This window comes from Ruegeria sp. BF10 (assembly GCF_056538725.1).
In genome coordinates this window covers 1-23,542 of record NZ_JBQFTR010000001.1, presented here as the reverse complement: position 1 = coordinate 23,542, position 23,542 = coordinate 1, and the positions used below count along the sequence as shown (strand labels likewise).

23 protein-coding genes and 2 tRNA genes are annotated in these 23,542 nt (G+C 56.4%); 12 read left to right on the top strand and 13 right to left on the bottom strand.

Annotated features, from left to right (window positions below; genetic code table 11):
* The first annotated feature begins 7 nt into the window (after positions 1-7).
* From ACR0DJ_RS00125 to ACR0DJ_RS00105, 5 genes are read left to right on the top strand one after another with little or no spacing between them, the layout of a single operon-like run.
* A complete protein-coding gene (locus tag ACR0DJ_RS00125) occupies positions 8-895 on the top strand; it encodes a MurR/RpiR family transcriptional regulator (RefSeq protein ID WP_170346254.1) in 888 nt (295 codons plus the stop codon).
* Positions 892-1,980, top strand: a complete 1,089-nt coding sequence (locus ACR0DJ_RS00120) for an aromatic ring-hydroxylating oxygenase subunit alpha (RefSeq protein ID WP_257599885.1) — start codon at positions 892-894, stop codon at positions 1,978-1,980. Before ACR0DJ_RS00125 ends, ACR0DJ_RS00120 begins: the two co-directional genes overlap by 4 nt.
* Positions 1,981-1,999: 19 nt before the next feature.
* Positions 2,000-2,818, top strand: coding sequence for an aspartate racemase/maleate isomerase family protein (locus ACR0DJ_RS00115; RefSeq protein WP_480683516.1), 819 nt, complete (start codon positions 2,000-2,002; stop codon positions 2,816-2,818).
* A gap of 14 nt (positions 2,819-2,832) precedes the next feature.
* The gene (locus ACR0DJ_RS00110) at positions 2,833-3,579 is read left to right on the top strand and encodes a sulfotransferase-like domain-containing protein (RefSeq protein WP_480686213.1); all 747 of its coding nucleotides are present in this window, start codon (positions 2,833-2,835) and stop codon (positions 3,577-3,579) included.
* A 17-nt stretch (positions 3,580-3,596) separates the two neighbouring features.
* Entirely contained in the window at positions 3,597-3,980 is a 384-nt protein-coding gene (locus ACR0DJ_RS00105) for a carboxymuconolactone decarboxylase family protein (protein ID WP_152456719.1), read from the top strand.
* 7 nt (positions 3,981-3,987) lie between these two features.
* On the opposite strand, the gene ACR0DJ_RS00100 is transcribed toward ACR0DJ_RS00105, so the two are convergent.
* On the bottom strand, positions 3,988-5,607 hold the full coding sequence (locus ACR0DJ_RS00100; RefSeq protein ID WP_425079013.1) for a hypothetical protein: 1,620 nt from the start codon (positions 5,605-5,607) through the stop codon (positions 3,988-3,990).
* A gap of 32 nt (positions 5,608-5,639) precedes the next feature.
* Entirely contained in the window at positions 5,640-5,951 is a 312-nt protein-coding gene (locus tag ACR0DJ_RS00095) for a hypothetical protein (protein WP_170346249.1), read from the bottom strand.
* Between the two features lie 68 nt (positions 5,952-6,019).
* On the opposite strand from ACR0DJ_RS00095, the gene ACR0DJ_RS00090 reads away from it, so the two are divergent.
* Positions 6,020-6,961, top strand: coding sequence for a YcaO-like family protein (locus tag ACR0DJ_RS00090; protein WP_170346248.1), 942 nt, complete (start codon positions 6,020-6,022; stop codon positions 6,959-6,961).
* A 7-nt stretch (positions 6,962-6,968) separates the two neighbouring features.
* Here the strand turns inward: ACR0DJ_RS00090 and ACR0DJ_RS00085 are convergent, their stop codons facing one another.
* The 6 genes from ACR0DJ_RS00085 to ACR0DJ_RS00060 all read right to left on the bottom strand — a co-directional run bounded on the left by ACR0DJ_RS00085 (position 6,969) and on the right by ACR0DJ_RS00060 (position 14,232).
* Complete coding sequence (locus ACR0DJ_RS00085) at positions 6,969-8,219, bottom strand: hypothetical protein (protein WP_480683514.1); 1,251 nt, start codon at positions 8,217-8,219, stop codon at positions 6,969-6,971.
* 145 nt (positions 8,220-8,364) lie between these two features.
* Positions 8,365-10,347: a phosphatase PAP2 family protein gene (locus tag ACR0DJ_RS00080; RefSeq protein WP_480683513.1), complete on the bottom strand. Its 1,983-nt coding sequence runs from the start codon at positions 10,345-10,347 to the stop codon at positions 8,365-8,367.
* Positions 10,348-11,111: 764 nt separating this feature from the next.
* A complete protein-coding gene (locus ACR0DJ_RS00075) occupies positions 11,112-11,669 on the bottom strand; it encodes a hypothetical protein (protein ID WP_425079017.1) in 558 nt (185 codons plus the stop codon).
* A gap of 15 nt (positions 11,670-11,684) precedes the next feature.
* Positions 11,685-12,662 carry a hypothetical protein gene (locus ACR0DJ_RS00070; RefSeq protein ID WP_480683512.1) on the bottom strand — a complete coding sequence of 326 codons (978 nt, stop codon included), beginning with the start codon at positions 12,660-12,662 and terminating at the stop codon, positions 11,685-11,687.
* A gap of 27 nt (positions 12,663-12,689) precedes the next feature.
* Positions 12,690-13,133 carry a thermonuclease family protein gene (locus ACR0DJ_RS00065; RefSeq protein WP_425079019.1) on the bottom strand — a complete coding sequence of 148 codons (444 nt, stop codon included), beginning with the start codon at positions 13,131-13,133 and terminating at the stop codon, positions 12,690-12,692.
* A gap of 466 nt (positions 13,134-13,599) precedes the next feature.
* Positions 13,600-14,232 (bottom strand): tyrosine-type recombinase/integrase, encoded by a 633-nt coding sequence (locus ACR0DJ_RS00060; protein ID WP_170443392.1) that lies wholly within the window; start codon positions 14,230-14,232, stop codon positions 13,600-13,602.
* A gap of 372 nt (positions 14,233-14,604) precedes the next feature.
* Here ACR0DJ_RS00060 and ACR0DJ_RS00055 point away from each other — a divergent pair, with 372 nt between their 5' ends.
* Positions 14,605-15,813: an alpha/beta hydrolase gene (locus tag ACR0DJ_RS00055; RefSeq protein WP_425080305.1), complete on the top strand. Its 1,209-nt coding sequence runs from the start codon at positions 14,605-14,607 to the stop codon at positions 15,811-15,813.
* Positions 15,814-16,228: 415 nt separating this feature from the next.
* On the opposite strand, the gene ACR0DJ_RS00050 is transcribed toward ACR0DJ_RS00055, so the two are convergent.
* Positions 16,229-16,618 (bottom strand): hypothetical protein, encoded by a 390-nt coding sequence (locus ACR0DJ_RS00050; RefSeq protein WP_425080306.1) that lies wholly within the window; start codon positions 16,616-16,618, stop codon positions 16,229-16,231.
* Between the two features lie 333 nt (positions 16,619-16,951).
* Between ACR0DJ_RS00050 and ACR0DJ_RS00045 the strand changes: the two genes are divergently transcribed.
* Complete coding sequence (locus tag ACR0DJ_RS00045; protein WP_425080307.1) at positions 16,952-17,140, top strand: hypothetical protein; 189 nt, start codon at positions 16,952-16,954, stop codon at positions 17,138-17,140.
* A gap of 236 nt (positions 17,141-17,376) precedes the next feature.
* Here the strand turns inward: ACR0DJ_RS00045 and ACR0DJ_RS00040 are convergent, their stop codons facing one another.
* Entirely contained in the window at positions 17,377-18,528 is a 1,152-nt protein-coding gene (locus ACR0DJ_RS00040) for a hypothetical protein (protein ID WP_425080308.1), read from the bottom strand.
* A 179-nt stretch (positions 18,529-18,707) separates the two neighbouring features.
* Between ACR0DJ_RS00040 and ACR0DJ_RS00035 the strand changes: the two genes are divergently transcribed.
* The 3 genes from ACR0DJ_RS00035 to ACR0DJ_RS00025 all read left to right on the top strand — a co-directional run bounded on the left by ACR0DJ_RS00035 (position 18,708) and on the right by ACR0DJ_RS00025 (position 21,350).
* Entirely contained in the window at positions 18,708-19,325 is a 618-nt protein-coding gene (locus tag ACR0DJ_RS00035) for a PepSY domain-containing protein (RefSeq protein WP_425080309.1), read from the top strand.
* Positions 19,326-19,362: 37 nt separating this feature from the next.
* Entirely contained in the window at positions 19,363-20,022 is a 660-nt protein-coding gene (locus ACR0DJ_RS00030) for a response regulator transcription factor (RefSeq protein WP_480683510.1), read from the top strand.
* Between the two features lie 74 nt (positions 20,023-20,096).
* Positions 20,097-21,350: a sensor histidine kinase gene (locus ACR0DJ_RS00025; RefSeq protein WP_480686212.1), complete on the top strand. Its 1,254-nt coding sequence runs from the start codon at positions 20,097-20,099 to the stop codon at positions 21,348-21,350.
* Positions 21,351-21,608: 258 nt separating this feature from the next.
* On the opposite strand, the gene ACR0DJ_RS00020 is transcribed toward ACR0DJ_RS00025, so the two are convergent.
* Positions 21,609-22,376, bottom strand: a complete 768-nt coding sequence (locus tag ACR0DJ_RS00020; protein WP_480683509.1) for a tyrosine-type recombinase/integrase — start codon at positions 22,374-22,376, stop codon at positions 21,609-21,611.
* Between the two features lie 147 nt (positions 22,377-22,523).
* Positions 22,524-22,613 (bottom strand) — tRNA-Ser (locus ACR0DJ_RS00015).
* A gap of 413 nt (positions 22,614-23,026) precedes the next feature.
* Between ACR0DJ_RS00015 and ACR0DJ_RS00010 the strand changes: the two genes are divergently transcribed.
* The gene (locus ACR0DJ_RS00010; RefSeq protein WP_425080317.1) at positions 23,027-23,458 is read left to right on the top strand and encodes a hypothetical protein; all 432 of its coding nucleotides are present in this window, start codon (positions 23,027-23,029) and stop codon (positions 23,456-23,458) included.
* Here ACR0DJ_RS00010 and ACR0DJ_RS00005 read toward each other — a convergent pair.
* Positions 23,444-23,520, bottom strand: a tRNA-Met gene (locus tag ACR0DJ_RS00005). The genes ACR0DJ_RS00010 and ACR0DJ_RS00005 overlap by 15 nt on opposite strands.
* Positions 23,521-23,542: the final 22 nt, after the last annotated feature.

Below are 23,542 nucleotides of genomic sequence, written 5' to 3'. Positions count from 1 at the left end.
GTCAATCATGAATGACACAAATGTATCATCAACCGTCCTCGACCGCCTGAGCCGGGAATGGGACGCCCTAACCCCCGAGGCACAGAAAGCAGCGCGCTACGTGTTGGAGAACCCAACGGATGTTGGGGTCTCGACCGTGCGCGAGATTGCCGAGGCGGCCAAGGTCAAACCCAATACTTTCGTGCGTATGGCCCGGCAGGTGGGCTTCGAAGGATACGAAGATTTCCGGGCCCCCTTCCGCGAAGCGATTCGACGGGGCAACGTGTCGTTTCCCGACCGCGCCCGTTGGCTGCAAGAGATCGGCAAGTCAGGTGAGCTGGGTGGGCTTTATGCCGATATGGTGGGTGCGGCGATCCGCAATATTGAAGACACCTTCGCTGGAATTGATGAAACGAGCCTGAAATCCGCCGCCGAGGATATCTGGAACTGCCGCCAGATCTTCACGCTGGGCGTTGGCGTCAACAATTCGAACGCGCGCAATTTCACCTATCTTGCGTCAACCGGGATGAAGCAGTTCCACGCGATTCCCCGCCCCGGCTCGACCCCGGTGGATGATCTGGCCTGGGCCGATGAACAGGACGTGCTGATCGCGATCACCTGCCACCCCTATCGCACCGAAGTCATCGAGGCGATCAAGCTGGCACGGCAACAGGGTCTGACCGTCATCGGTATTTCCGACAGCCCGGCCAGCCCGGTGATCCTGAACGCCCATCACGGCTTTGTCGTTGCCGCCGACACGCCGCAGTTTTTTCCGTCATCCGTCTCGACCATCGCCTTATTGGAAACACTGCTGTCCTTCGTGATCGCCGTGTCCAGCGATGAGATCGTCGAGCGGGTGGAACGGTTTCACCAACGCAGACACCAACTTGGCCTCTACGCGGAGGAGCCGGAATGAACGCACCCCTGACCCACTCACTGGACGCGCGATACTATACCGACCCTGCGATTTTCGAGCAGGAAATGCAGGGGCTTCTGGCCCGAACGTGGCAGTTTGCGGGCCATGTCGCGCAGGTCCGGGAAGCAGGGGATTACTTTGCGTTTGAGATCGCCGGCCAGAACCTGTTCTGCATTCGCGGCCGCGACGGCGAAATCCGCACCTTCTACAACGTCTGCCAGCACCGGGCGCATGAAATGGTCACCGGCGCGGGCAACACCCGCGTCGTTGTCTGCCCCTATCATGCGTGGACCTATGAATTGACCGGACAGCTGCGTGCCGGGCCCAATATCAAATCGGTCCCCGGCTTTGACCGCAGTGCGATCTGCCTGACCTCGGTCCGGACCGAAGTGTTCAACGGGTTCATCTTCGTCAACCTCGACGATGACGCCGCCCCCATGGATGAATGGTTCCCCGGTGTGCGCGAGGAAATCCGCGCATTCGTCCCGCATATCGACGATCTGGAACCGCTGGAATGGGTCGAGATTCCCGAAAACTGCAACTGGAAGGTCAGTATCGAAAATTACTCGGAATGCTACCATTGCCCGACCAATCACCCGACCTTTGCCGAAGGTGTGGTCAAGCCCGAGACCTATGACATTCAGCCGGATGCGGGCGGCGGCTATGTGCTGCGTCACACGACGGAATGCCAGAGCCTCGACAAGATGACCTACCCCATCGACCTGTCGGTACCGCACGCGGGCGATTACCAGTCATGGTTCCTGTGGCCGATGTTTTCCTTCCAGTGTTATCCCGGCAATGTGCTGAACACCTATCACTGGCGCGCGGTTGATGCCGATCACTGCACCGTCTGGCGCGGCTGGTACACCGAGGGCGGTTCGGACAGCGCGGTCATCCGGCAACTGGCGGTCCAGGACCGCGAAACGACGGTCGAGGAAGACATCCGCCTTGTGGAATCCGTTCATCGCGGGCTCAAGTCGCGGGGCTATCGCCCCGGACCGCTTGTTCTGGATCCGGGCTGCGGCGTGATGTCGGAACATTCCATCGCGCGGCTTCAGCAATGGATGCGCGAGGCTGTGGATTAGTGGCCGAGGTTGCACGCTGATGCTGATGCCTGAAGTCTGGCGCCCGGAACACAAACTGTTCCCCCATCAGGTCGGGTTCACCTGCCCGCCGTTCGATTTTGACGCCGCGCCCTCGGATTTCCTGCGCATGTGCCCCGAAACCGTGGGCGTGCATGGCTGGATGCTGCACGTGCCAGACTACGCGCACGGGCTGGATCAGCGGAGACAGAACTTTGGCATGCTCGAAGACTTCGTGCACTGCATGTCCCGCAACGGCGTCGATGTCTGCGGTCAGGTCGGTTCGAACTGGGTCCATGCCTGCGGGCTGGGCGTGGAAGGCGTCCGGCAACACTGCGAAGACCTGTCAGACAAATATGGCACCCGCTTTCACATGGCCGGATATGCCATGGTCGAAGCGCTGCGCGACATGAACGTCGAAAAGGTTGCCCTGAACGCCGCCTATCATTGGCCGGAATGGTGGCAGGGCACGGTCGGTTTCTTGAAAGAAGCCGGGTTTGATGTGGCCTGGGCCGGGAATTTTTACGATCAGGGCTGGTTCGACAGTCAGGAAGCCGTGAATGACTGCCGCTGGGTGTTCGATGGTGATCTGGCACTGAAAAGCTTTGAATATGTGGCCGACAAGGCACCCCGGGCCGAAGCGATCCTGATCAATGGCATGTGCAATTTCCGGACCGGGCCCGGTGGCTTGCCCCAGCGCCCGCTGCATCTGGCCGATATGCTTGAAGACGCGCTGGGCAAACCGGTGATCGGCCACGACATCGCGCTTTACTGGCGCATCTTCAAATCCCTTGGTATCGCGCCCGGTACACCGCACGGGCAATTGCTGAAACGTCTTTAGCTATTCGAGAGGTCATGACCATGCCCAAAATCCTCGCGCTCTGGGCCGTACCAAGGTCCACGTCAACCGCGTTCGAGTGGATGATGCGGCAACGCGGTGATCTCGACTGCCTGCACGAGCCCTTCGGCGAAGCGTGGTATCAGGGTGAAGACCCGCTTTGGCATCGGTTCCAACCGGGCGACGTAACAACGCCGGGCCTGACATTGGACAGCGTGTGGCTGGACATTCAGCAGCGGGCGAAACGGGGGCCGGTCTTTCTCAAGGACTTTCCGCATTACATCAACCACATGTGGGATGCCGAGTTTCTGTCGCATTTCACCCACGCCTTCCTGATCCGGGACCCGGCCAAGACCATCACTTCGATGTACAAGCAATGGCCGGACTTTGCCGAAGGCGAGGTTGGCTTTCCCGAACAGCGTGCCCTGTTCGATCTGTTGACCGCACTGAACGGAACTCCGCCGCCGGTCATTGACAGCGATGACCTGCTGGAAGACCCGCACGGCATGACCCGGGCCTTCTGTGACGCGGTGGGAATTTCGTTCATCCAAGAGGCGCTGAGCTGGGAACCGGGCGGTGATCCGTCCGCCCTCAGTTGGTGGGACGGCGGGTCGTTCCATGGCAACCTGGCGAAATCGACCGGGCTTGCGCCGCAGACCCGCACGCATATCGACATCGCGGACGCGCCAGACCGTGTGAAACAGGTGCACCGCAGGATGAAACCGCATTACGATCACCTTTACAAACACCGCCTGACACACTGACACACCGGAGACCCGCAATGGCCGACATTTTCGACGAAGACCTGTTTCTGAAAGGATTGGAGCAAAGGAAGAACACGCTGGGCGCAGAGTATGTGGAGAAAAACCTTGCTGCCGCCGACGACTTCACCCGCCCGTTTCAAGAAGCCATGACGGCCTGGTGCTGGGGGTTTGGGTGGGGCGACGACGTGATCGACGCCAAGACCCGGTCGATGATGAACCTGTCGATGATCGGTGCGCTGGGCAAGATGCATGAATGGGAAATCCACTGCCGGGGCGCCATCAACAACGGGGTTTCAAAGGAAGAAATCCGCGCCATCATCCACGTGGTCGGGATTTATTGCGGTGTTCCTCAGGCGCTGGAGTGTTTTCGCGTGGCCCGCAAGGTGCTGGAAGAAACCTGACGACCTGTCACAGACCAGCCGCCGACAACAGCCGCACGCCCTTTTCGTAGTGTCGCCTGTTCTTGAAACAGCCGGGCCAGGCCCAGCGTTCGGCCGTAAAGCCCGGCTGCAATTCCAGAATCTGCCGGGCATGTCGGCGCGCCAGGGAATGGTTCCCGGCGGCGGCGGACAGCATGCACAGCACGACCCTGGGACGAACGCGCCCGGGGTCAACCCGCAACACGTTATGGGCATGCTGCCACGCGGCCTTGTCCCCGGTCATCATCATTGCGATTGCCAGATTTGCTTCGATCCAAATAGGGGGATGCGGCGTCAACGCCAACGCTTTCTTGCAGACTGAAACGCCTTCTTCGGCTCGGTCATCATACACCAAAAGGATACCATAATATCCCAACAATTCCGGGCTTCCGCTGAAACGTTCCACGACGGCAAGCATCAAGCTGCAAGCCTCTGACGTGTTGCCGGCAACACTGTGGGTAAAGGCATGGAGGGCCGAGCAATACGGGTCCGTTGGGTTCAGATTGCGCAGCTTTTTGCATTCGGCCTCGACCATTGCCAGCGTCTCGGCCGGGTTTGCATCCATGCCCAGGCGGATCATGTCCAAATGACAGAAACCGATCGCCACACGGGCTGGCAGGTATCCGGGGTCAAACTCGAGACAGGCGCGGTATTGACGGATGGCATCCTGCAACCCGTCTTCTGTTGCCTGACTTTCCAATATGCGCGCTTTCTGGAATGCAGACCAGGCCTCGGTCGAAGTGGCACGGCCTGACCAGATTTCAGACCAATACCCGTCGCGCAATCGCAGTTGGAGCGCCTCGACGACCTTCATGGCGATTTCTTCGACCGCGTCGAATGTTTCCTTTGCGCGAAAGCGGAACCGCTGTGTCCACAGGCACACCTGATCCGCTGTTGACGTCAATTGAGCGGCCACCCGCAGGCCTTCTGCGCCGACCACGCTGCCGCTGAGAACATAGCCTTCAACCGGGCCTTCCTGCCTGCGCGCGTCACGCAGTTCGATCACGTCGGACATTGTGCCCAGAAGAAACATGAGTTCGTCTCGTATGGAGGAAGCAGCGATGCTGATATCGGGCGTTTCCCCGACAACTTCAAAAGGCTCAACCACAACCGCTGGACGCAAACGCCCCCAATGCACCGGCAAACCGCGGCCCGCCAGAACCGGACCGTCTGACTCTGTATCGATGTCCCAATAGGCCTGCCGCTCAACCGTCAGCCATGCCTCGAACTCGGGATCGGCAACGTCCAACCCCTCCAGCAACTCAGCGCGGTCGGAACTGAGTTGCTCGTCAAACAGATCAACCTCGACTGCTGCCAGATTGATCGACACCGTTTCACGGGTGACTTCAAGAACATCAAGTTTGTGCTTGGAAAAGTGTTTGCTGAGTACGCTCAACTCTTTGCGCAACGACGCCGCGCCTTGTGCGGGCGAACTCTCGCTCCAGAGCTTGTCCTGCAACCAAACCCTGCTGCGTATCGCGTTTTTCGACAGAAGCACCAAAGCAAGAAGAGCTTTCGCTTTGGTGCCCCGAGGCGTCACATCCTGACCGTCGTCACGGATAATCTGAAACGGTCCGGTCAAAAAAACCTTGGTTTTTGCCTCAGTCACTAACGGCCCTCAAAAACGTTCGGGGGTTGTCGTTAACCGCTGCATCCAAATATGACGATACCGCCCATCGCTTCATAGGCCAGTTTGCAGCACCATGACTCGTGATCGGGGTTCGGATCCGGCTTTTTGTCACTCAGGTCCGGAACAACGATATGAACCATATCCTTGGTATCATAGACAAACCTGATCTCTGGGTTACCACTGTCCGCAAGGATTTCTTGAATCTTGCGTTCCGCCGCGTCCTGGTCATCTTGCGACCCAAGCGCACGGCCGCGCGCGGCATTCAGAACTTCACACCCCAAGTCTTTCAACGAATAATTCGGGTTGATTGTCAAACGAGCCATGTAAAATCTCCTTCTCAAACAACAATGCCCACTTGTATACCGCGTTACATGCTTATCCGGAAACGAAAATGCCCGACACGTTGATTGAACGCGCTGAAACTGCTCGGCTAGTTTCCGAACCCTCGTTTGCCGAATTCCCCAAGGGTGCGCCGATCCACGCGGCTTTTCGCTTGATCGAGCTGCGCAACGGGACTCTGCCCCCCAAAGGCGGGATGGACCATCGCGTGTCTTTCGGCACAGGCCGCACGGCGGAGGAGGCGGCGCGGCTGGCCGGGTTTGAGGCGATTGAGCGCTATGCCTTGCAATACAGTGCCGAAGCACCACAAGCCCGCGAAAGCCTGATCGCGTCGGATGGCGCATCCCATGTGATGCCAAACGACGCGCTTGCACTGGGTGTTCCGGGCAGTGACGGAAAGGTCACTTCAAAAGGTGCAGCAGCCGGCCCGACACACGAAGCCGCCGCCCTTTGGGCGGCGCTGGAGTGTTTGGAACACGCTCTTGGATCGCAGGGGTTTGACCACCTGGCGCCGGAGCCTGCACTGCCCCACGATTTGACGCAGTGGCTGAATGTTCAACTGCGGCAACTGAGTATTCACACCCTCGAAGTCCCGGGCATCGGCCTTCTGCTGCGCGCGGTTTGCGCAGACGCGGATGGCGGCAGGCCGACCTATGGATCGGCGCTTTCCGCAGATCTGGCGCAGGGCGTCTGGCACGCAGCGTCCGAGGCGGTGGTGTCTTGGCGCAACATGGTGATGCTTGAACACAACGGTGTAACGGATCACGGCATGGATGCCGAACAGGCGCGCTTGTTCCGGCTTTATCGTGGCGCGCAAAATGACCGGCCTGTTGCTCCGACGCGGGTGTTCGACACGCAGGCGTGGGACAGCCCGAACCCGTCGCTGACGACTGTATTGACGGCCGCAAGCCGCGCTCTCGGTCGTCCGGTTGCGGTTTTTGACATGACGGCACCTGAAATTCCCCTGCCGGTGGTCAAAGCCGTGCCAGTCTGAGCACCTGTCAGGATCCGTCTCTGGGAAAGCGCGTCATGTTGCCGTTGGTCTCTGCCTTGCAACGGTCCGCGAATTCCAGAAGCTGCCTGCAACGTTCGGTCTCGGGCAAGCTGCGGACAACCCGCCCTGGATCAACACGCGGAATTTCAACAAATTCGACACGGGTGATCACGCGTGGCCTGGCCGCAACTGTGATCATGGGGCCGACCTCGATCAGGCTGGCAAGGGTATAGCCCGAGACCGGGCGCGCCGATGGGCCTGTTCCCAGCGTGATATCATCCAGAAACCGGGGATCGTCGTCGGCAGGCCCGAACTCAAGGCGCATGTGCATTCCTGGCGCGCCGCGCCTGAACCGGACCCAGCCCCGAGGCACCCTGCCCGCACCCACAAACAGTTGTGATGTATGGAATGCCCGAATATACAGCCCAAGCGGATCAGAGAATGCCATCGCCTGGCCCGCAGGAGACTTGCCACATTTCCTCCCCGCAGCCAGTTCAAACGTATCGCTCACCAAGCGGACCCCTGCATGCCCGCTGTACTGATCCTGCCGGTTCGCGAAATCAAGAACTTCTTCAAGCCGGGCGCGCCGCCTGCTCTCGCCGTCCTTCACGAGATACGGGAAGGAAGAAAAATGCATGGTCTGGATCAGATCGGTCAAACGGTTCGTACCCTTGGCCAGAAACAGGGCATGCTGGATATTCAACGGATGTTCCGGCGCATGCGCGTGATCCGTACCCACCAGCCTTTTGTGAAAGCGGGCCGCGCGTTCGGAAACATCCATCGACGTCCAATCCGACCGTGAGACTTCAAACAGGTCCTTGCAGGAGTAGAAGCGCCCGGTCACCGATGCGACCACCGACAGGAAGTGATCGAGATCGAACACCGCCATGAACTGCCACCACTCCGCAAACTCGGTTGTGGCAACAAAACGCTTCGGGCGCAGTCTGCCACCGGCATCGGGTCGCATTACCAACGCGTATTCAAGATATTCATTGTGCAGCTCAACCCTGCCGGGCCAGCCTTGGTCAGACACGCGCGCCGCCAGCTCATCACCCAGACAGTCCCGAGGTTCCCGGGGATCGGCGCGCCATCTGAACCCATTCGAAGGCTGGCCCGCCTCGATGTCACGTGGATCCATGACCAGAAACGGGCTGACGCCTTGCACGTCGAATATGTTCTGAATGGTTGAATTCCACGCTGATCGGGTGGCTTCGTTCACGCCTTGATCAGCAAGTCCCGGCGATTGGAATACAGACATCAAAGAACACCGTTGGGCTTCAGAGACACTGGAATGGAAAGTCAGCGGTCGATGCCCGCAGGGTTTCAATTCCGACGGGGCGATCGCCGAAGGTGACGAACAAGGAAGCATCATGAAAATCGACCTGTCACGGGGCCTGATACCTTCATCCTGCCCATCCCGCCTGTTCGGGCAAATGACGGGTCCACCACAATTCGGGCGTACTGTTCACAATGTGGATTTCACTACCGCAAGAACGACCGCCAAGGATGTTGAGGCGATCTCCATCAAACGTTTCGAGCGACATTTTCGCGGCAACCCGGAGATTCGCCATCTGTTCCGCCAGAATGCCCACTGCAACGCGTTCACCCATTCGGATACTGTCGAAATAGTCGCTGTAGAAATGTACCCCTGCAAAACTGCGCCCGATCGCGATATTCGCAGCCAACTTGTTCAGCTCGCCATTTAGCGTCAGCTTTGCCGCGCTATCCTCTGGTCGCACGGACTCAACCAGTGTCCTGCCACCCGGAGCCGGAACAAAGACGCGCGGCATACCCGCCTCTGCCAAAGTTACCCGGGACCCGTCCGGCGCATGTGTCCTGAAGAACGCCTTGAGCAGCGTCGCGCATGCACCGGCAACTGCCCCATGGGCCGCCCCGTAGGACGGCTGCATTGGCGAGCCCTCGGGATAGGCAACAGGCAACAGCAGGTTGCGATCGATCTGCGGCAGCCCGTTATGAGAAAGCGCGCTGTGCGCGAACCGCCTGGTGGCTGGCGCGGCGGCAATGGCGTCCATCAGACTGAAGTCTTCGCAGGCGGCGCTTTCCAATTTCTCAAGATGGGCTGCGGCAAACGGTTCCGCTGCCCCAAGCACCGCACCGTGGCCATTCGCCACCAGAGTTGCAATACTGCCCAGCTTTTCAGGGCGGGCACGGTTGTGCACCTGAAAGGTCTGGCGTCGCACGGCCCGCATTGCCCTGGTCGCGGTTTCCGCCAGCATTGAAAGCGCGTGCGATCCGCCCCAATGGGCTCCGCCATCCTCCGCACGGGAATTCCAGACTTCGGGCAGACCGTTATCTGCTTGAATACCTCGGCCCAACATCAACAGGCAGGCATTGAAGAAAGCCTGATAGACCGTGTCGAAATGCACATAGGCAGCAAGGTCACGAGGTGTTTCGACAAATTTCGGGCCACAGGTCTCAAAGGCTTGTTCACCGGTCGCGTCTGCCCCGTTCTGAACGTCCAGCCACTCGGCCCAGTCCCGCAAATAGTCCACGCCAACAGCCTGAGGAGCAACCCTTTGGTCAAGCCGCAATGCACCAAATGGCATTGCCTTTGATGCTGTAGTTTTTGCCAACCACCGCCCTTGCACATGCGCCGCGCCCGAGGGCAGCGGGTCGTACCCCTGCAAAAGGAACTGCGACACGTAGGGCCCGTCCGAACAGCCTGGGCTCGAGCCGCGGAACAAGGTTCGGGAAGACAGACCTTCGCCATCTCGAACCCGGCGCGCTGCCGGTACTTTCCCGATCGCGGCGCCACTGGCATCCTTTGGGCAACCGTCTTTGCGGAACCACTCCAACCGGCCAAGGGCGCCAAGTACCTTGTCGGTTCCTTCGGCACCATCCCGAATGGTTTCGAAGGGCACATCCCGCAGACAGGCCATCGCATAGAGTTCGGCCATCTCTGCCGCCAATTCATCTGACCCAAGCCTGGGCGCCGGGGCAATACCCAAACCGCCGGCGTCCAAACCATTGAACCCCAACCGATGACCCAGGATAGGCCCTTCCCACGCACGCCATCTAAATTCACCACCCTCTGATGGCGCGGTGCGGAAGGGCCCGGAATAGGCTGGCGTGTCAAACAGCGTCAGCCTGTTTCCTTGATTGTCGGTGCAGGTAGGGTCAGCCACTTCTTCCAGAAATTCGGTATAAACCTGCGCGTCGACAATGCCGTTTTCGTCATGCCGCAAGCCCTTAGAAAAGCTCGTGGGCCAAGTCCCGGCAAACAGGTCTGCTTCGCCGTTATGTTCTTCGGCCGCCCTGTCTCGGGCACCAATCGGCGCATTCAAATGACACTGATCCCGGTTCAATCCGCGATTGGGCTTTTCCAGGTCCTGCCAGGGTTCAGACGGAACGATATGTTGCGGCATGTTGTTCTCCCGATCGACGGAAACAACGATTCGCACGACTCCGTTACCGGATCGTGACCGGTCATTCCGGCCGGCTTTTTGCCCTGTTCTGCAACACATTGAGAATACCCAGCATAGAAAGGGCTTAGATCGTGCTGGACACCAAGCCCCGCCGCTGCTTTCCGATCTGTCGAGAAATTGCAGAATCTAATGCAAAACAGGATATCTGGGGCCCAGCCATCTTCGAGCCGCATCCCACCGGACAGAAAGATAAAGAAAATTGGATGGCGGACGACGAAGTCAGCATAATTAAGCCTACAAGCTTATGTTAAATATATAATTTATTCAGACCTTTAGAAAAGATACCACAATACATACCACACAAAGCCGGATATCAAGCGCGGATAGCGCAACGTGTCATGCAACAGAACGTTGGTTAAACACTTATAGCTGACACTCACGCCGGTTGTAGCAAACGACTGCTTTGAGCCCAAAGACACCGATGCCGCGTTGTGCCCTTATGGCCGTTTCTGACATTCTGCCAGAGCTTACCGTTTTTACCCAAGTTGCTTGAGACCAACCCCACTATGGCGGTTGCATTGTCAATCAAATGGGGAAGGCCCTAAGCCCTTTGCTCTGAATAAGTCGGGCGTCGGGTCGGCAGGTCTGTCAGTTCATCGGCCTTCCGGTCCTGCTTTCACGTCATTTCCGGATCACCTGGACGCGTTTCGTCAGCTCTGTTCGTTCGGAATGGTTGCGGCAAGAAAGAACCCACCTCTCTTCCGTCAGGGTACAAAAGGTCGTGAGATAAACCCCCCGAATTCCTGGCGTGCTTCGCTGCGTGGGATGTTATGGGTCACGGTGAAACCCACGACGGTGCATTCCACTGTATCGACCCAGCTTTCGTTGATGTTGTTCCAGATTTCGAACAACTGAAGTGCCATACCATCATTTGGATTGCTGATATTCCATTCTGTCGATTCCCCTGTGGTCGTGCTGCCTGACACGGTGGCCGCAGTTCCGTCACCCTCGCCGGTGACCGAGACGCTACCTGTCGCTGAGGCCGAGGTCGTCCATTTCCGGCTGCCTCCGGCCGGTATGACAGGGCCCGGAACTTCGAACGTTTCGGTCTCGGATTCGACGCTTGAGCGGCCCTGAAAGGTACACGGCCAGGGTGTAGGAATGTCGCCCAGACATACGCAGAAGGCATGCGGGCTGGAGCGACGCACGAGCGACGGCACCGATCCCAATTGCATACAGGCGCCACAGGGCGCTCCAAGCGGTCCAAAGGTCCACTGATAGACCGTGATTGACGAGTTATTGGGTGGAGGAGGCGGGGGCATGGCAGGTCTCCGGAATCAGAATGGCAGGGGGTCGCCCTGCATGAGGGTGAGGCGGGCTTCAAGGCTGGTAAGACCAGTGTCGGTGAGCGCATTGCCCGTCCAAAGCAGAAGCGCGCCGGGGTTGATCTCGGCAGGCAGGTCGTCTTGCGGCACCGAGGTAATTTCGATCCGCCAGGTCAGTTTGAAACGTTTGCGAAAGAAAACCGTGAGAACGCCATGGTTTTCGTGCATCCCAGAATATTCCAACAATGTGCCATCGGCCAGATCAGCCAGATCGACTTGTGGGCGGCTGGCGGGCACAGCCATGGCGACTGGGCCGTCGACTGCCTCGTCATGCGTGATCCCATCTGGCGCGTCGCGATCGAGTACCAACATCAGCGACCGTGCTTGCGCAGTCAGCGCCATCGGCAGATAGGCGGCACGATCATCGGCAAAGGCGAGGATCGCGCTTTGTCCGGCAGAGACCATTTCGATCAGGGCATAGCCACGTTGATTGGTGCGATAGGTCCAGGCGACGGCTGTGCCGCTGCCGGGCGGGTCGATGATGAACACCTCGGCATCGGCTACGGGCTGCAAGTCCGGGTCGACAACACGCACCAGAAGCGTGCCTTTCTGATAGCGCTGTGCTGCACCGAGTTGAGCTTTCAGCAGATCGTGCATCTCGGCCGGATGTCCCGCACCGTCCAGCGTGGACATGAGGTCTTCGGTATCCGACAGCATCAGCGTGCCATAGTTGTGTCCCCGTTGGGCAAGATCGAGGGCTTGTGCCTCGCTAAGCCCGTCGAGCCGCAAAAGCCGTGCTTGCGGGATGAATTCTGCCATCAGGTTTTCAACCGTCAGCCCGCCTAGATCGGCCAGGCTTTGCGCAAGGACGATATCAGGATGACCCAAGAGCTGTTCGGAGTGGTGAATGCCAACGCCTGTGAGCGCTTCAGCCATTACGGGGCCGATACCGTTCAGCACTTGTGTGTCATGCCACGTCGTGTCGATCATTGTGTCCTCCTGTCATGGCCGGGTCGGTTAATCGATTGCGTCCCCCAAACCGCTGTCGATCAAAAGCGTAGTGAGTGAGGTCCAAGTCGTGCCAGAAACGGATTCAACACCTTCGGTGGGGTTCCCACCGGGTTCAGGCGGGACAAGCACAGTGCCGACAAAGCGATCGAAGGATCGCGCGCCTTTGCTCGTCCGTAACAGGATCTTGCGGCCCAATGCCCGGTCACGTGTCAGCGCGAAGGCTGCAACAGCCCGTTCGTGCGTGACCCCACTGGTGCCCCGCAATTCCGGCGTATCCACGCCTTTGAGACGAATTGGAACATAGCTGTAGGAGAGAAAGCCCAGATCAGCGACGACATCAATGGTGTCACCGTCCACGACGTGCTCACAGACGCACCGAAAATAGTTCGCCTGCGACGCCTCGGCGAAGGAAAGGGGAAAATCTTCAAACTGAATTGGCTCGCGGCTCATGTTCTAGCCCGCCCACAGTATAGGTTGAAATAATACGTCGATTTTGCACCTCTTGGCCGAGTCGATGCAACGAGCTTCTGTTTAAGCGGGTTGTTCGGCAGAAAATGGCCGTCAAAATTAGGGACCGTGCGGCCTCATCCTGAGAAATGCTTCTTGAGGAGCAGCAACTCCGGCGGTGTATTTTGGCGGATTGTGTGCAGATTTCGGCTGCGGAACTGGGCGATTTGCTTGCTTAAATCCCTGTCGGCATAGTCAGGTTCCTGATCCGGTCATTCCCCAGTCTCTTTCCCGTTGGCGGACATTTGGCATCATGCCCCGAGTGACCGTATTGTCCGCAATTCGCGAGTTCAGGTAGCCTTTGATTTTGCTCTCGCAGCGAACGGCAGGTTCGACGGGCCGCGCCGCAGCATGGAGACTGTGGGGTGAAGGTCCGGTTAGGGCCGCCCGTGAAGGCGACCCTACTGCACTAGATTTCAATTGCTTCCGCAATGGCCAAAGCATCCTCAAGTTCGACGCCGAGGTATCTGACCGTACTGTCCATCTTGGTGTGACCTAGAAGGAGCTGGACAGCACGAAGGTTGCCCGTCTTCTTGTAGATCTGAGTAACCTTTGTACGGCGCATTGAATGGGTGCCATAGGCGCTTGCTTCCAGTCCTATTGACGTAACCCAATCGCGTACGATCCTCGCGTACTGGCGGGTCGATATGTGCAGGCGCTCGTGAAATCGACCTGGCCAAAGATACTCCGAGCCGACCATGAGCCCGTCCTCCATCCATTTCTCGACAGAAGCACGCGTACCCTCGGAAATCTCAAAGCGAACAGGTTTCTGCGTTTTGCTTTGAAGGACTGAGGCACGCTCTTTAATCTGACCAGAGGCCATCACATCCACGACTTTCATCTTCACCAGGTCACAGCCGCGCAGCTTACTGTCAATCGCCATGTTGAAGAGTGCAAGGTCGCGATGGTTTCCTGCCAATTCAAGTCGTACGCGGATTGCCCAGACATGCTTTGGCTTCAGCGGCCGTTTCTGACCGACGATGCGGCCTTTGTTCCATGCAGGGCGAAGTGCTCGAATGGCTGGTAAGTTTGGTGTTTCCATGACTGATCCTCCGATCCTCCATGCCCTCCCACAACGACAACCCGACGTTGACGAGGAACCATATCACGGGATTGCTGCGCTGCCTCCGAGGTCGGAAGTGAGCCCAGAGTGACGAATGCTGCACCTAGTAGGAACGAGCGCGAAGCGCGCGTAGCTGCCGTCGGTTATTTCAATACCGACCCAACGGGTCGGCCAGCCTACCCTGTAACGTCATAGCGTCGTACCGAACCGGTTAGTCGCCCAGCATGCGCAATCGGCAAAAAAGTTGGGTTTGATAAGCTTTTTCGCAAAACGAGCTTGATGAGCATTCAGCAGATTAGTTAACGTCAACGAGTGCGTTATTGGCTCATATTAACACTTTCGCCATTCCTTATGGCTGGCGTCGTCTTCTTCTTTCTTAGCCGTCCAATTGGAAACTTCGTCAATCATGTTGCCTCCATTGAATGTGTTGAAGGAGAAGGCAAAACGATTCAGTTCGATGTTGGAGACCGGAAAAGCGAAGAGGCTCGAACATTTCGAAACGTTAAAGAAATCAAAGAATTGCAAGAATCGACACTTAAAGAACTTGGGGATCGTGTCGTCATTTGGGTGCATGGTTTTCGAACCGATGCGGTGGAGGCAGATTGCGCCGGTCGCGCCATGGATATTGCACTATCCGAACAGGGGGTAAAGTCTGACGTCATCGTATTCGCTTGGCCCAGTGAATTTGAATTGACCGAGTTCTCCATTGCTGAGTCGATGGCCGATGCCGCAGGTTCCCACCTTGCAGTGCTGCTAAATGGGCTGAAAGACCGACAAGTATCAGTCGTTACGCATTCTCTCGGTGCTCGAGTAGCATTGGAAGCTATACGCAAAGCAGAATTTGAAGAACAAGAGCAACTTAGTTTGCTGTATATGATCCAACCCGCAGTACCCGCAACGAGTGTCAGACGTGCAATACTCGACTTTACTTGTATTCCAGGAGAGAGCGGCGAACCAATCTTCTACACGAATTTCCCTAGGACAGATGATGTTTCTTCTTGCGAAGTAAATGGAGATACGATGCAACGGGAATTCACTGGGTGCTACGCTGAGGCAATCCTAAGGGTTGCTGCAGTGAAGGCCACGTTCAGCGATGGTGACCCGGTTCTTGGTGGTCCGTTCGCGTTGCAGCATGGGCCTACTGACAGGTGCTTTGGTCCAACCCTTCCACCTGTCAAAGGTGTAGTGTCAACGAAATTGCCGCAATACCTGGCGTTGGGGTCCAGATGGCGCGAAAAACACGGTGTTTGTGTAACGCATGCGCTTAAAGTAGGTGTCGAGGAGCTGCGACTTAACACCGATTTTGATCGCGATGGTAGGTGGCATTCTCAAGATGTAGAGATCCCTACTTTGGCAGAAGCCGCAGACGATGAAATGGGCCCTTGCGTGGAATTTGTAAGATCGTCATTTCATATCGAACATCCAGACTTTCAGTTTGTTGAACTTTGGCAGCTGCGCCGCTTCTGGCGGCTAGCCAATCGCCATTCTCCCCAAAATCTTCCGGAAGCACGGAAAGCAATAGCAAAGGCGGTTCATGAGTATCTGACAGATCAACCTTAATGGACGCTGAACCCAAATGGCGCGGGCGACACAAAGTTGCCCATCCTGCGGTTACACAATTGCACAAACCGGTCGCTGGTGCACGCGCGGCAAAATGTCGGCTTCGTCCCGCAGACCAGACATTCAAATGGTCTCTTTGCATCGCAGTGCAGCTAGCGGCGGCTTCCTGCGCATCTGGTGAATTCGCTGAAGCCTAGAACCTAGATCTGCGGCACATGATCGGAAAGCGGGCTGCGACTACAGACTTGTGAGGGAACATTCAAAGTCGGCTCTGGACCTTCCCTAGTGACGTTACGGGGTAAGATTAACGGTGATGCTGCTTCGCCTATGACGGCCTCGAAAAGCCCAAACTCCCGTGCTTCATCTACAACCCAAGGGCGTCAATCCGAGCAGTGATTGATCGTAAAGTATGCAATCAATTAAGAACATCGACCACTGCCCCTATTAGGTTCAGCACTTCGTGTGTCTCCCGGTTCACTTGGTAAACATAGTCTCCGGCACGCACATAGTAGCCGTTTCGCCGCAGGCCATATCGGCTAGGATTGTCGATGCGAACATACCCATTGTAGATGAAATCCCCAACTCGGTATCGTTTAGCTTGGCCGGGCGGAACGCATGGCACTGCTTTCTTGGCCAAACCCGGAGGACAGTTACCGGCTTTTGATTTCACGAAAACAGGCTGCAGTGCATTGTGCGACCCGATACTCTGTCCAAGATCAAGAGACTGGATGTCAAAACTCGCACCCGCAAAGGGCACGGCCTGCATAGTGAACACCGTCGCCGTGATTGCCAAAGCCGTTTTCATCTTTTCCGCCTCCTTTAACTGATCTTTCCAATTATGATCTCCTTCGGGATTTGACCAATGCATCGGCGGAGACTGGCTTACTGCCGAAGTCTTCTGCTGTGACGCTATGGTTCGCTTGGCACAACATTCTCATCTAACGACCTTTGAAACCGTCAAGTTGGAATGGGGCAATTGAAGGGGCGCCCGGCCAGACCAATCCTTTGTTCTTATTTCGTAAACAACATTAACCGAACATGAACAGTGTATTCTCATTAGGTTCAAACAACTTTGCGCATACTGACTAAGTTGGATCGAACGAGACGTATATCGTTTGACGGAAACAAGGGGAACAAAATGGTCAAACCTGCCTTTGTGACTGAAGATCGCAGCGCTGAAATTGCGATGCGGACCTCTAGCAAATCTGCTGAAGAGCGCCTTCAAACCGCGATGAATTCGAGCAATAGCCGCTTCCCTCCTATCGAAAATGCACTGACAGAGATCACAAAAAACAAGCGGCTATCCGAGGCTCACCAAAACGTCTGAAGGCAAATCGGCTGCCCCCCGAAAGTTCTCGATTTTCATCCTAAACATCTGAATTGTAACAAGAAATCGTCCCGGCTTGGGGCGAGGTTTTCTTGTTGCGCATCGCAATTATCAAGAGCTTGCGCCTAGCAGGCCGACTGAATCGACCTTCTAACTTAGTATCCGAAAGGCTTATCGACGCTCCAGCATTCAGTTCATCCTGAAGTGGAGGCTGGCGATGGCCGGGAAGCCTCAGGTCACAGCCCCAGCAGCGCTTTAACCTGTTCCTCAACTTCATCCGTAACAGGCTTGTTGGCAGCGGCTTCCAGTGCCTCACGTTCGGCCAGATCTTGCTCTTCGACAAGTTCAGTCAGCTCTTCCACCTCTTCAACGGCTTCATTGTATTCAATGGCTGCTTTTCTTTCGTCATTCAGAGTCTGGGCTTCATCAATCGAAGCGTCTAATTCGGCTTGGGCCTCTTTTAGCTGCGCTTCGATATCCGGATCACTACCGCCCGCGTCCTCCAAAGCTTGTTCAAGTTCTGCGACCGTGTCCCGGTTGGTTTGTACCTCACCTACTGCGACTTCCAAGTCATCCTCGATTTCTTGAACTGTCCGCTCTGGTTCTTCCAACCCTTCAAGAAACTCCAGCTGTTCTTCCAGTTCCTCCCGCAAAGGCTCTCCGGCCAGCACTGTGTCTCGGTACGTGGCAATTCTGCCAACCCGCGAATTGGGTGCTGCATTGGCTAGGGCCGTTGGGCTTGCATTGGCGGCGTTCAGTGCGCCCAACTCAGAGGGATGTGCACCAAGCAGCGCAGCCATACGATTGCCTTTTGTCCGGGAAACTGGGCGCTTGGACTCTTCTAAAATCACATTCTGGCGAACCTTTCTTTGCACCTTGGTCTTTTGCGTTCGAAGGGTTGTCGTAGCAACCCTTGAGGTGGTTGCTGTATTGCGAGCTTTGCCTTTCCCGTTGAACAGATTTTTCAGAGAAAACCCTCCGCCTTTTTTCGTACCAGACCGAGCAGACTGCGATTTTGTTTTCCCCTGTCCGAATATCCCGGCCCTGGCCCCGCCACGGCTTTTGTCGGCCCCCTTCCCACGGCCACCATTCCCAGCCGAGCTGTTGTCTCCGCGATCTCCCTGGGCGCCGTTGCCATTCCCACCGCCGTTTCCATTGCCACCGCCCTTCCCATTGCCGCCGCCGTTGCCATTCCCACCGCCATTACCGTTACCACCGCCGTTGCCGCCGCCATTGCCGTTTCCACCGCCATTGCCGCCACCATTACCGTTACCCGGCTTGGCATAAGCAAAATCAGGAGCTGCGACGGTGGCTACAATGGCCGTGGACCCCAACAAGGCAATCGCGATCGTCGAAGCTTTAAGCAGTCCGCACTTGGTGGTTTTCATTTTCAATCTCCTCAAAACCTCCAGCAACGGCAATCAGCGCGCTGAGGTTGACCACGGTGTTTCGGCAGTCTGACTCGCAGTCGAATCAAAACCGTTGCCACTGATTTAACTTTAGGTCGCTTGAACGCAGGGCTAACTGCTTGTTCATCATCGGTTCATGTCTGGCCTAGTAGTCTTCGATGAAGGTGTTTGAGGGTGTTATGCAGGCCAAAGCGTTTTTTCTGGTTGCAGCTTTGCTGACTGTCTTGTCTGGTGGGCAAGCGGCGGCAGATGCACGCGAACTCAAACAGTCTGAACTGCGCATGGCGACGTTGTCAGGCAGTGCGATACGGCTGAACCGTGTGATCAAAGGCGTGAAAAAAGCATACGGCGGAACACCTGTTGATGCGCGCGCATTCAAAACAGACAAGATTTACTATCGTATTCTGGTCAAAAAGCCGGGCGGGAAAATCGTCAGCGTGATCGTGAACGCCGAAACCGGCACAGTCGTCTCGAACCGCTCAAGTACGGGGCGCGAGATTTCTGAAGCCGCACGCAATTCAACCAAATCCAAAAGCAACAACGCTCAGAGTGCCCCTACCACTCGTGGAAACAGTGCAGGCCGAAGCAATGCCGGCGGCAATGGTAACGGCAACGGCGGTGGCAACGGCGGTGGCAACGGTGGCGGCAACGGTGGCGGCAACGGCGGTGGCAACGGTGGTGGCAACGGTGGTGGCAACGGTGGTGGCAACGGTGGTGGCAACGGTGGTGGCAACGGTGGTGGCAACGGTGGTGGCAACGGTGGTGGCAAAAAATAAAGTGAAGATCACGCTGGTTTAGCTGTAGTCTCTGGATATGCGAATACTCCTTGCCGAAGACGAACCTCAGCTTTGTGAGCAAGTCAAAAAGCTATTGGGTGCGGAAGGTCGCGTGGTCGACGTGGCCAACAATGGTACAGATGCCCTGCATCTGGGGTCGACTGAACCGTACGACATGATCATCCTCGACATCGGCTTGCCTGAGCGTGACGGCATTTCGGTCCTGCGCGAATGGCGCAGCGCGGGCGTCAAGACACCGGTCTTGATCCTGACGGCCAGAGATGGCTGGAGCGAACGCGTCGACGGCTTGGATGCCGGCGCGGATGACTATATGACCAAGCCGTTCCATATGCCCGAATTGGCGGCACGTGTACGGGCCATCTTGCGACGTCAGAGCGGTCAATTGAACCCCGTGATAGAAATGGGAGATGTCTCTTTGGATACGCGGAACGGGCGGGTTGCCGTTGGGGGCATTCCTGTCGATTTGACCGCGCAGGAGATCGCCGTTCTGACCTATCTGGCGCACAACATCGGTCGCATGGTGTCGCGTACTGAGCTGTCGGAACACATCTACGAATATGACGGCGACAGAGATTCCAACACGATTGCAGTATTTGTGACCCGCCTGCGCAAAAAGCTGGGCTCCGATTTGATTACAACCGTCCGGGGTCGCGGCTATATGATTGATTCCGCCTAATGCTCTCGTTGCGCCAACGGGCCTTACTCGGAGGTATCGCTTCGGGAGCGTTGTCCGTAGGCGTCGGTACGCTGATGGTGTTTTCCTACATCAATACGCGCGTTCTGGAGCAGTTCGACGCAACGCTACAAGACCGGCACACGCAGGTTGTTGTTGGCCTCAGCGCCACCACGGATGACCCTGAAACCCTGCGACAGTTGGTATTCGATCCTGCGTATAGCACGCCATATTCGGGGCGGTATTGGCAAGTAACGGACAGTACCGGCGCCATCTATACGTCTGCTTCACTCTTCGATGAAACGATCGCCGAGCCCCCGCGCGGAAATGACGAAACAATCATTTGGAACACTTCCGGTCCAGATAGCGAAGCCATTCGTAGCGTTTATCAAAAGATCACATTCGAAGACGGAACGGAGTGGGGCGTAACTGTCGCCGAAAGCAGGAGCGAACTGATCAACGAACGCAGCGCTGCACAAAGATACCTGCTCCCGGTTTTCGGATTGGTTGGTTTGATCGGAGTGGCAAGTTCTCTTTTGCTGATGTCCGCCATTGTTGGCCCGCTCCGGAAGTTGCGCGCCGATGTCGCCCATCGCTGGGATCGAGGCGATGAGCTGGCTCCCGAAGACTACCCGGAAGAGGTTTCGCCCTTGGTGGAAGATCTCAACAAACTGCTGCATCGAAACCGCGAGATTGTCTCTGGTTCGCGAAGACAAGCGGCGGATCTGGCGCATGCCCTCAAGACGCCGACGGCTATCTTACGAAACGAATTGGCGGAACTGGCAGACGCAGGAGCACATACGGAGCCTGCGGAAGAAGCGCTAACTCGAATTGACGCCCAGCTTAGCCGTTCACTCGCGCGCATGCGTGCATCAAACACCGGAGAGTTAACACATTCCAGGACAGACCTGACGAATTCGGTCGAACGACTGTCCCGGCTGTTCTCGGTCATGGCCGAACGCGAGGGGAAGACGCTCGTTTCGAATTGCGAGGCTGGTCTTCAAGTTCGAATGGACCCCCAGGACATCGAAGAAGTGATTGGAAACCTCCTCGACAACGCTCTCAAGTGGAGCCGGACAACACTCCAAATCACCGCGAGGCGCTCTGTTGATGGAATCGAAATTTTTGTTGAAGACAACGGGCCCGGAGTACCAGAAGACCAAAGGCTTGAGGTCCTTCGTTCCGGCAATCGGCTGGATACTTCTGTAAGAGGAACTGGTTTGGGCCTGTCTATTTCCGTAGATTTATTGGCCGCCTACGGTGGGAAGCTAGAACTCGGAACGTCCGAAAACCTGGGTGGCTTGGCTTGCGGTGTGAAGATCAGCCTGTGAGAAAAACAAGCTGTTCTATGCCGCTGGTCGCCGCTGCGCGGTTCTTTCCCAATTTGCAAACCGCCGACTGAATGAGCAACAAACACCAATGCGATAGTTGATGCATGCCCGTTGATGGCTGCTTTGCTCTCAAAGCTTTAGTTTGCTTGAAAGCCCAGTTTGCGATGAAAAGCTGCAATTCTGTGTCGAGAGGCACTGCGACCCTAGAACTTTAGTAAATTGAGCAATTTCTGCAGGTTTCTCTCCCTTCGTATCAAGTCATTGACGGCTTTGCGTGCCTGCACAGCGCTCCGCGATCTTTCTCCGTGCTTCCAGGACGGATGGCTTAGCGGCCATGGCTGAACGGGTCTGCAACTCGGCATAAAACGCGGGCACCTCCTGCCACGGCATCGCGTCATGGTGCTGGACCTTGGCCTTGACGGTGGGCAGCACCTTGCCTTCGCGGATCGCGGTCACCGGGTTCTCTCCCGAGCGGAAGCCCTTGGACTTTGCCACATCGAGCACCGTCTTGATCCGCTGCGACAGTCGCTTTGCGGTTTCGTGTTTCTCGGTCCAGATGGGGGACAGGCACATCAGCACTTCGGGCTGATCAATGCTGTCTACGGGCATACGGCCGATCTTGGGGAAGGCATAGTCGCGCAAGGTGTTGAGCCATTGCTGGCCATGTTTGGCATTCTTCCATGTCGGCAAGCGGTCGATGTGAACCTGACGACAGAGTTCTTCGAAGGTCGGGATTTCGCTCTGAGCATTGAAACGCGGGTTCAAACCAGCTTTCGCCATTCGCCTGTATTCAAGCGCTCTTTCTCGGGCCTGGTTCAAAGTGACAACATCAGCGCCGCCCAAACCGAAGTCCGTTCGCAGCGGTGCACCCTTTCGGTTCTTCTGTCCTTTGACCGTTACGCGCACAATCCAACGCCGTGCGCCCGAGGGATCGACAACAAGGTACAGGCCAGAACCGTCGCCATGCCGACCCGGACCAAGATTCTCTACCAGCTTCTTTGTCAGCTTCCCGCTGAGCGCAGCCATGAAAATACCACAAAATATACCACTCAATAGAAAATATTAGGGACAACTGAGTAAAACTCAAGTTGATACTACTAGATAGTAAGTGCCGACTATTTATAGGAATACGGCACGTTAAACGCGCCACATCAACTCACTGAAATAGGTAAATGGCGGAGACGAAGGGATTCGAACCCTCGAGACGGTTTCCCGCCTACTCCCTTAGCAGGGGAGCGCCTTCGACCACTCGGCCACGTCTCCGCCGACGGGTATATCCTTGCAAGCGACGGGAATACAAGGCGAAATATCTGATTTGCGCCCCTCTCTGAAAAATTGCTGAACCCGTTGAAATCACGGCAAAAGACGCCAACATAACCGGATCATGGGCCAGATTTTGAGAATTTTTTCTGGAGCATGTTCCAACGTGAAACAACCGAACCACCAGACTCGAAACGCCACAGCACATCGAATCCCCAATCGGCATCAATCTGCATCGCTGCTTCGATTGAGCGGTCACTTTCTGAAAGCGAAGAATTTCTCTTGTTTCAATTGGATCCCATTTCCTCCGGGCAGTGGCGGAAGCGCAGGGCAATGCAAACGAACAATGGCTCACTTTGCGACCACACTCGCCTTTATAAAAGTGGAGTGGTCAAAAACTCCACGAAGGGCACAGAATGAAGAAATTTATCGCATCCGCTGGAGCGATGGCATTGGTCGTATCAAATGCGATGGCAATGGATGCTGACAGAGAGGCTATTATCAACGATAAAGTACGTAGTTTTGTTGACGCTGTAGGCTGCGCAGATCCAGAAGCCGCACAATATTTGCTTGCGGAACTTGGCACTGACGATTTTGACGTTTCTACATATATTGCGTTTCCGGTTGTAGATGTCGGATGTGCAGGTGGGGCTGGAACAAGCGCATTCACGCCGGTCGTAGTACGTGTTCCGGAATATCGGCCTTTGGCGGCTCATGTCGACATGTGGGCAACGGCGGATATTGAATTTGTAGGTATGCCTGCGCGCGGATGGTTCGACGCAGCAAGCCCCGCGTCATGCGATGCTAAGAGTTTGATATTTGGTTGTTATTTTTGGTTGCGGGAGTAGGATTTGAACCTACGACCTTCAGGTTATGAGCCTGACGAGCTACCGGGCTGCTCCATCCCGCGACACTTTGGTGGTCTACCGCCT

Coding starts and splice junctions, on each gene's coding strand:
- ACR0DJ_RS00045 (WP_425080307.1), top strand. CDS start 16,952: ATGGTCAAACCTGCCTTTGTGACTGAAGATCGCAGCGCTGAAATTGCG.
- ACR0DJ_RS00025 (WP_480686212.1), top strand. CDS start 20,097: ATGGTGTTTTCCTACATCAATACGCGCGTTCTGGAGCAGTTCGACGCA.
- ACR0DJ_RS00010 (WP_425080317.1), top strand. CDS start 23,027: ATGAAGAAATTTATCGCATCCGCTGGAGCGATGGCATTGGTCGTATCA.
- ACR0DJ_RS00095 (WP_170346249.1), bottom strand. CDS start 5,951: ATGGCTCGTTTGACAATCAACCCGAATTATTCGTTGAAAGACTTGGGG.
- ACR0DJ_RS00055 (WP_425080305.1), top strand. CDS start 14,605: ATGGCTGGCGTCGTCTTCTTCTTTCTTAGCCGTCCAATTGGAAACTTC.
- ACR0DJ_RS00085 (WP_480683514.1), bottom strand. CDS start 8,219: ATGTCTGTATTCCAATCGCCGGGACTTGCTGATCAAGGCGTGAACGAA.
- ACR0DJ_RS00050 (WP_425080306.1), bottom strand. CDS start 16,618: ATGAAAACGGCTTTGGCAATCACGGCGACGGTGTTCACTATGCAGGCC.
- ACR0DJ_RS00035 (WP_425080309.1), top strand. CDS start 18,708: ATGAAGGTGTTTGAGGGTGTTATGCAGGCCAAAGCGTTTTTTCTGGTT.
- ACR0DJ_RS00120 (WP_257599885.1), top strand. CDS start 892: ATGAACGCACCCCTGACCCACTCACTGGACGCGCGATACTATACCGAC.
- ACR0DJ_RS00105 (WP_152456719.1), top strand. CDS start 3,597: ATGGCCGACATTTTCGACGAAGACCTGTTTCTGAAAGGATTGGAGCAA.
- ACR0DJ_RS00115 (WP_480683516.1), top strand. CDS start 2,000: ATGCTGATGCCTGAAGTCTGGCGCCCGGAACACAAACTGTTCCCCCAT.
- ACR0DJ_RS00065 (WP_425079019.1), bottom strand. CDS start 13,133: ATGAGCCGCGAGCCAATTCAGTTTGAAGATTTTCCCCTTTCCTTCGCC.
- ACR0DJ_RS00040 (WP_425080308.1), bottom strand. CDS start 18,528: ATGAAAACCACCAAGTGCGGACTGCTTAAAGCTTCGACGATCGCGATT.
- ACR0DJ_RS00030 (WP_480683510.1), top strand. CDS start 19,363: ATGCGAATACTCCTTGCCGAAGACGAACCTCAGCTTTGTGAGCAAGTC.
- ACR0DJ_RS00060 (WP_170443392.1), bottom strand. CDS start 14,232: ATGGAAACACCAAACTTACCAGCCATTCGAGCACTTCGCCCTGCATGG.
- ACR0DJ_RS00110 (WP_480686213.1), top strand. CDS start 2,833: ATGACCATGCCCAAAATCCTCGCGCTCTGGGCCGTACCAAGGTCCACG.
- ACR0DJ_RS00075 (WP_425079017.1), bottom strand. CDS start 11,669: ATGCCCCCGCCTCCTCCACCCAATAACTCGTCAATCACGGTCTATCAG.
- ACR0DJ_RS00080 (WP_480683513.1), bottom strand. CDS start 10,347: ATGCCGCAACATATCGTTCCGTCTGAACCCTGGCAGGACCTGGAAAAG.
- ACR0DJ_RS00090 (WP_170346248.1), top strand. CDS start 6,020: ATGCCCGACACGTTGATTGAACGCGCTGAAACTGCTCGGCTAGTTTCC.
- ACR0DJ_RS00020 (WP_480683509.1), bottom strand. CDS start 22,376: ATGGCTGCGCTCAGCGGGAAGCTGACAAAGAAGCTGGTAGAGAATCTT.
- ACR0DJ_RS00125 (WP_170346254.1), top strand. CDS start 8: ATGAATGACACAAATGTATCATCAACCGTCCTCGACCGCCTGAGCCGG.
- ACR0DJ_RS00070 (WP_480683512.1), bottom strand. CDS start 12,662: ATGATCGACACGACGTGGCATGACACACAAGTGCTGAACGGTATCGGC.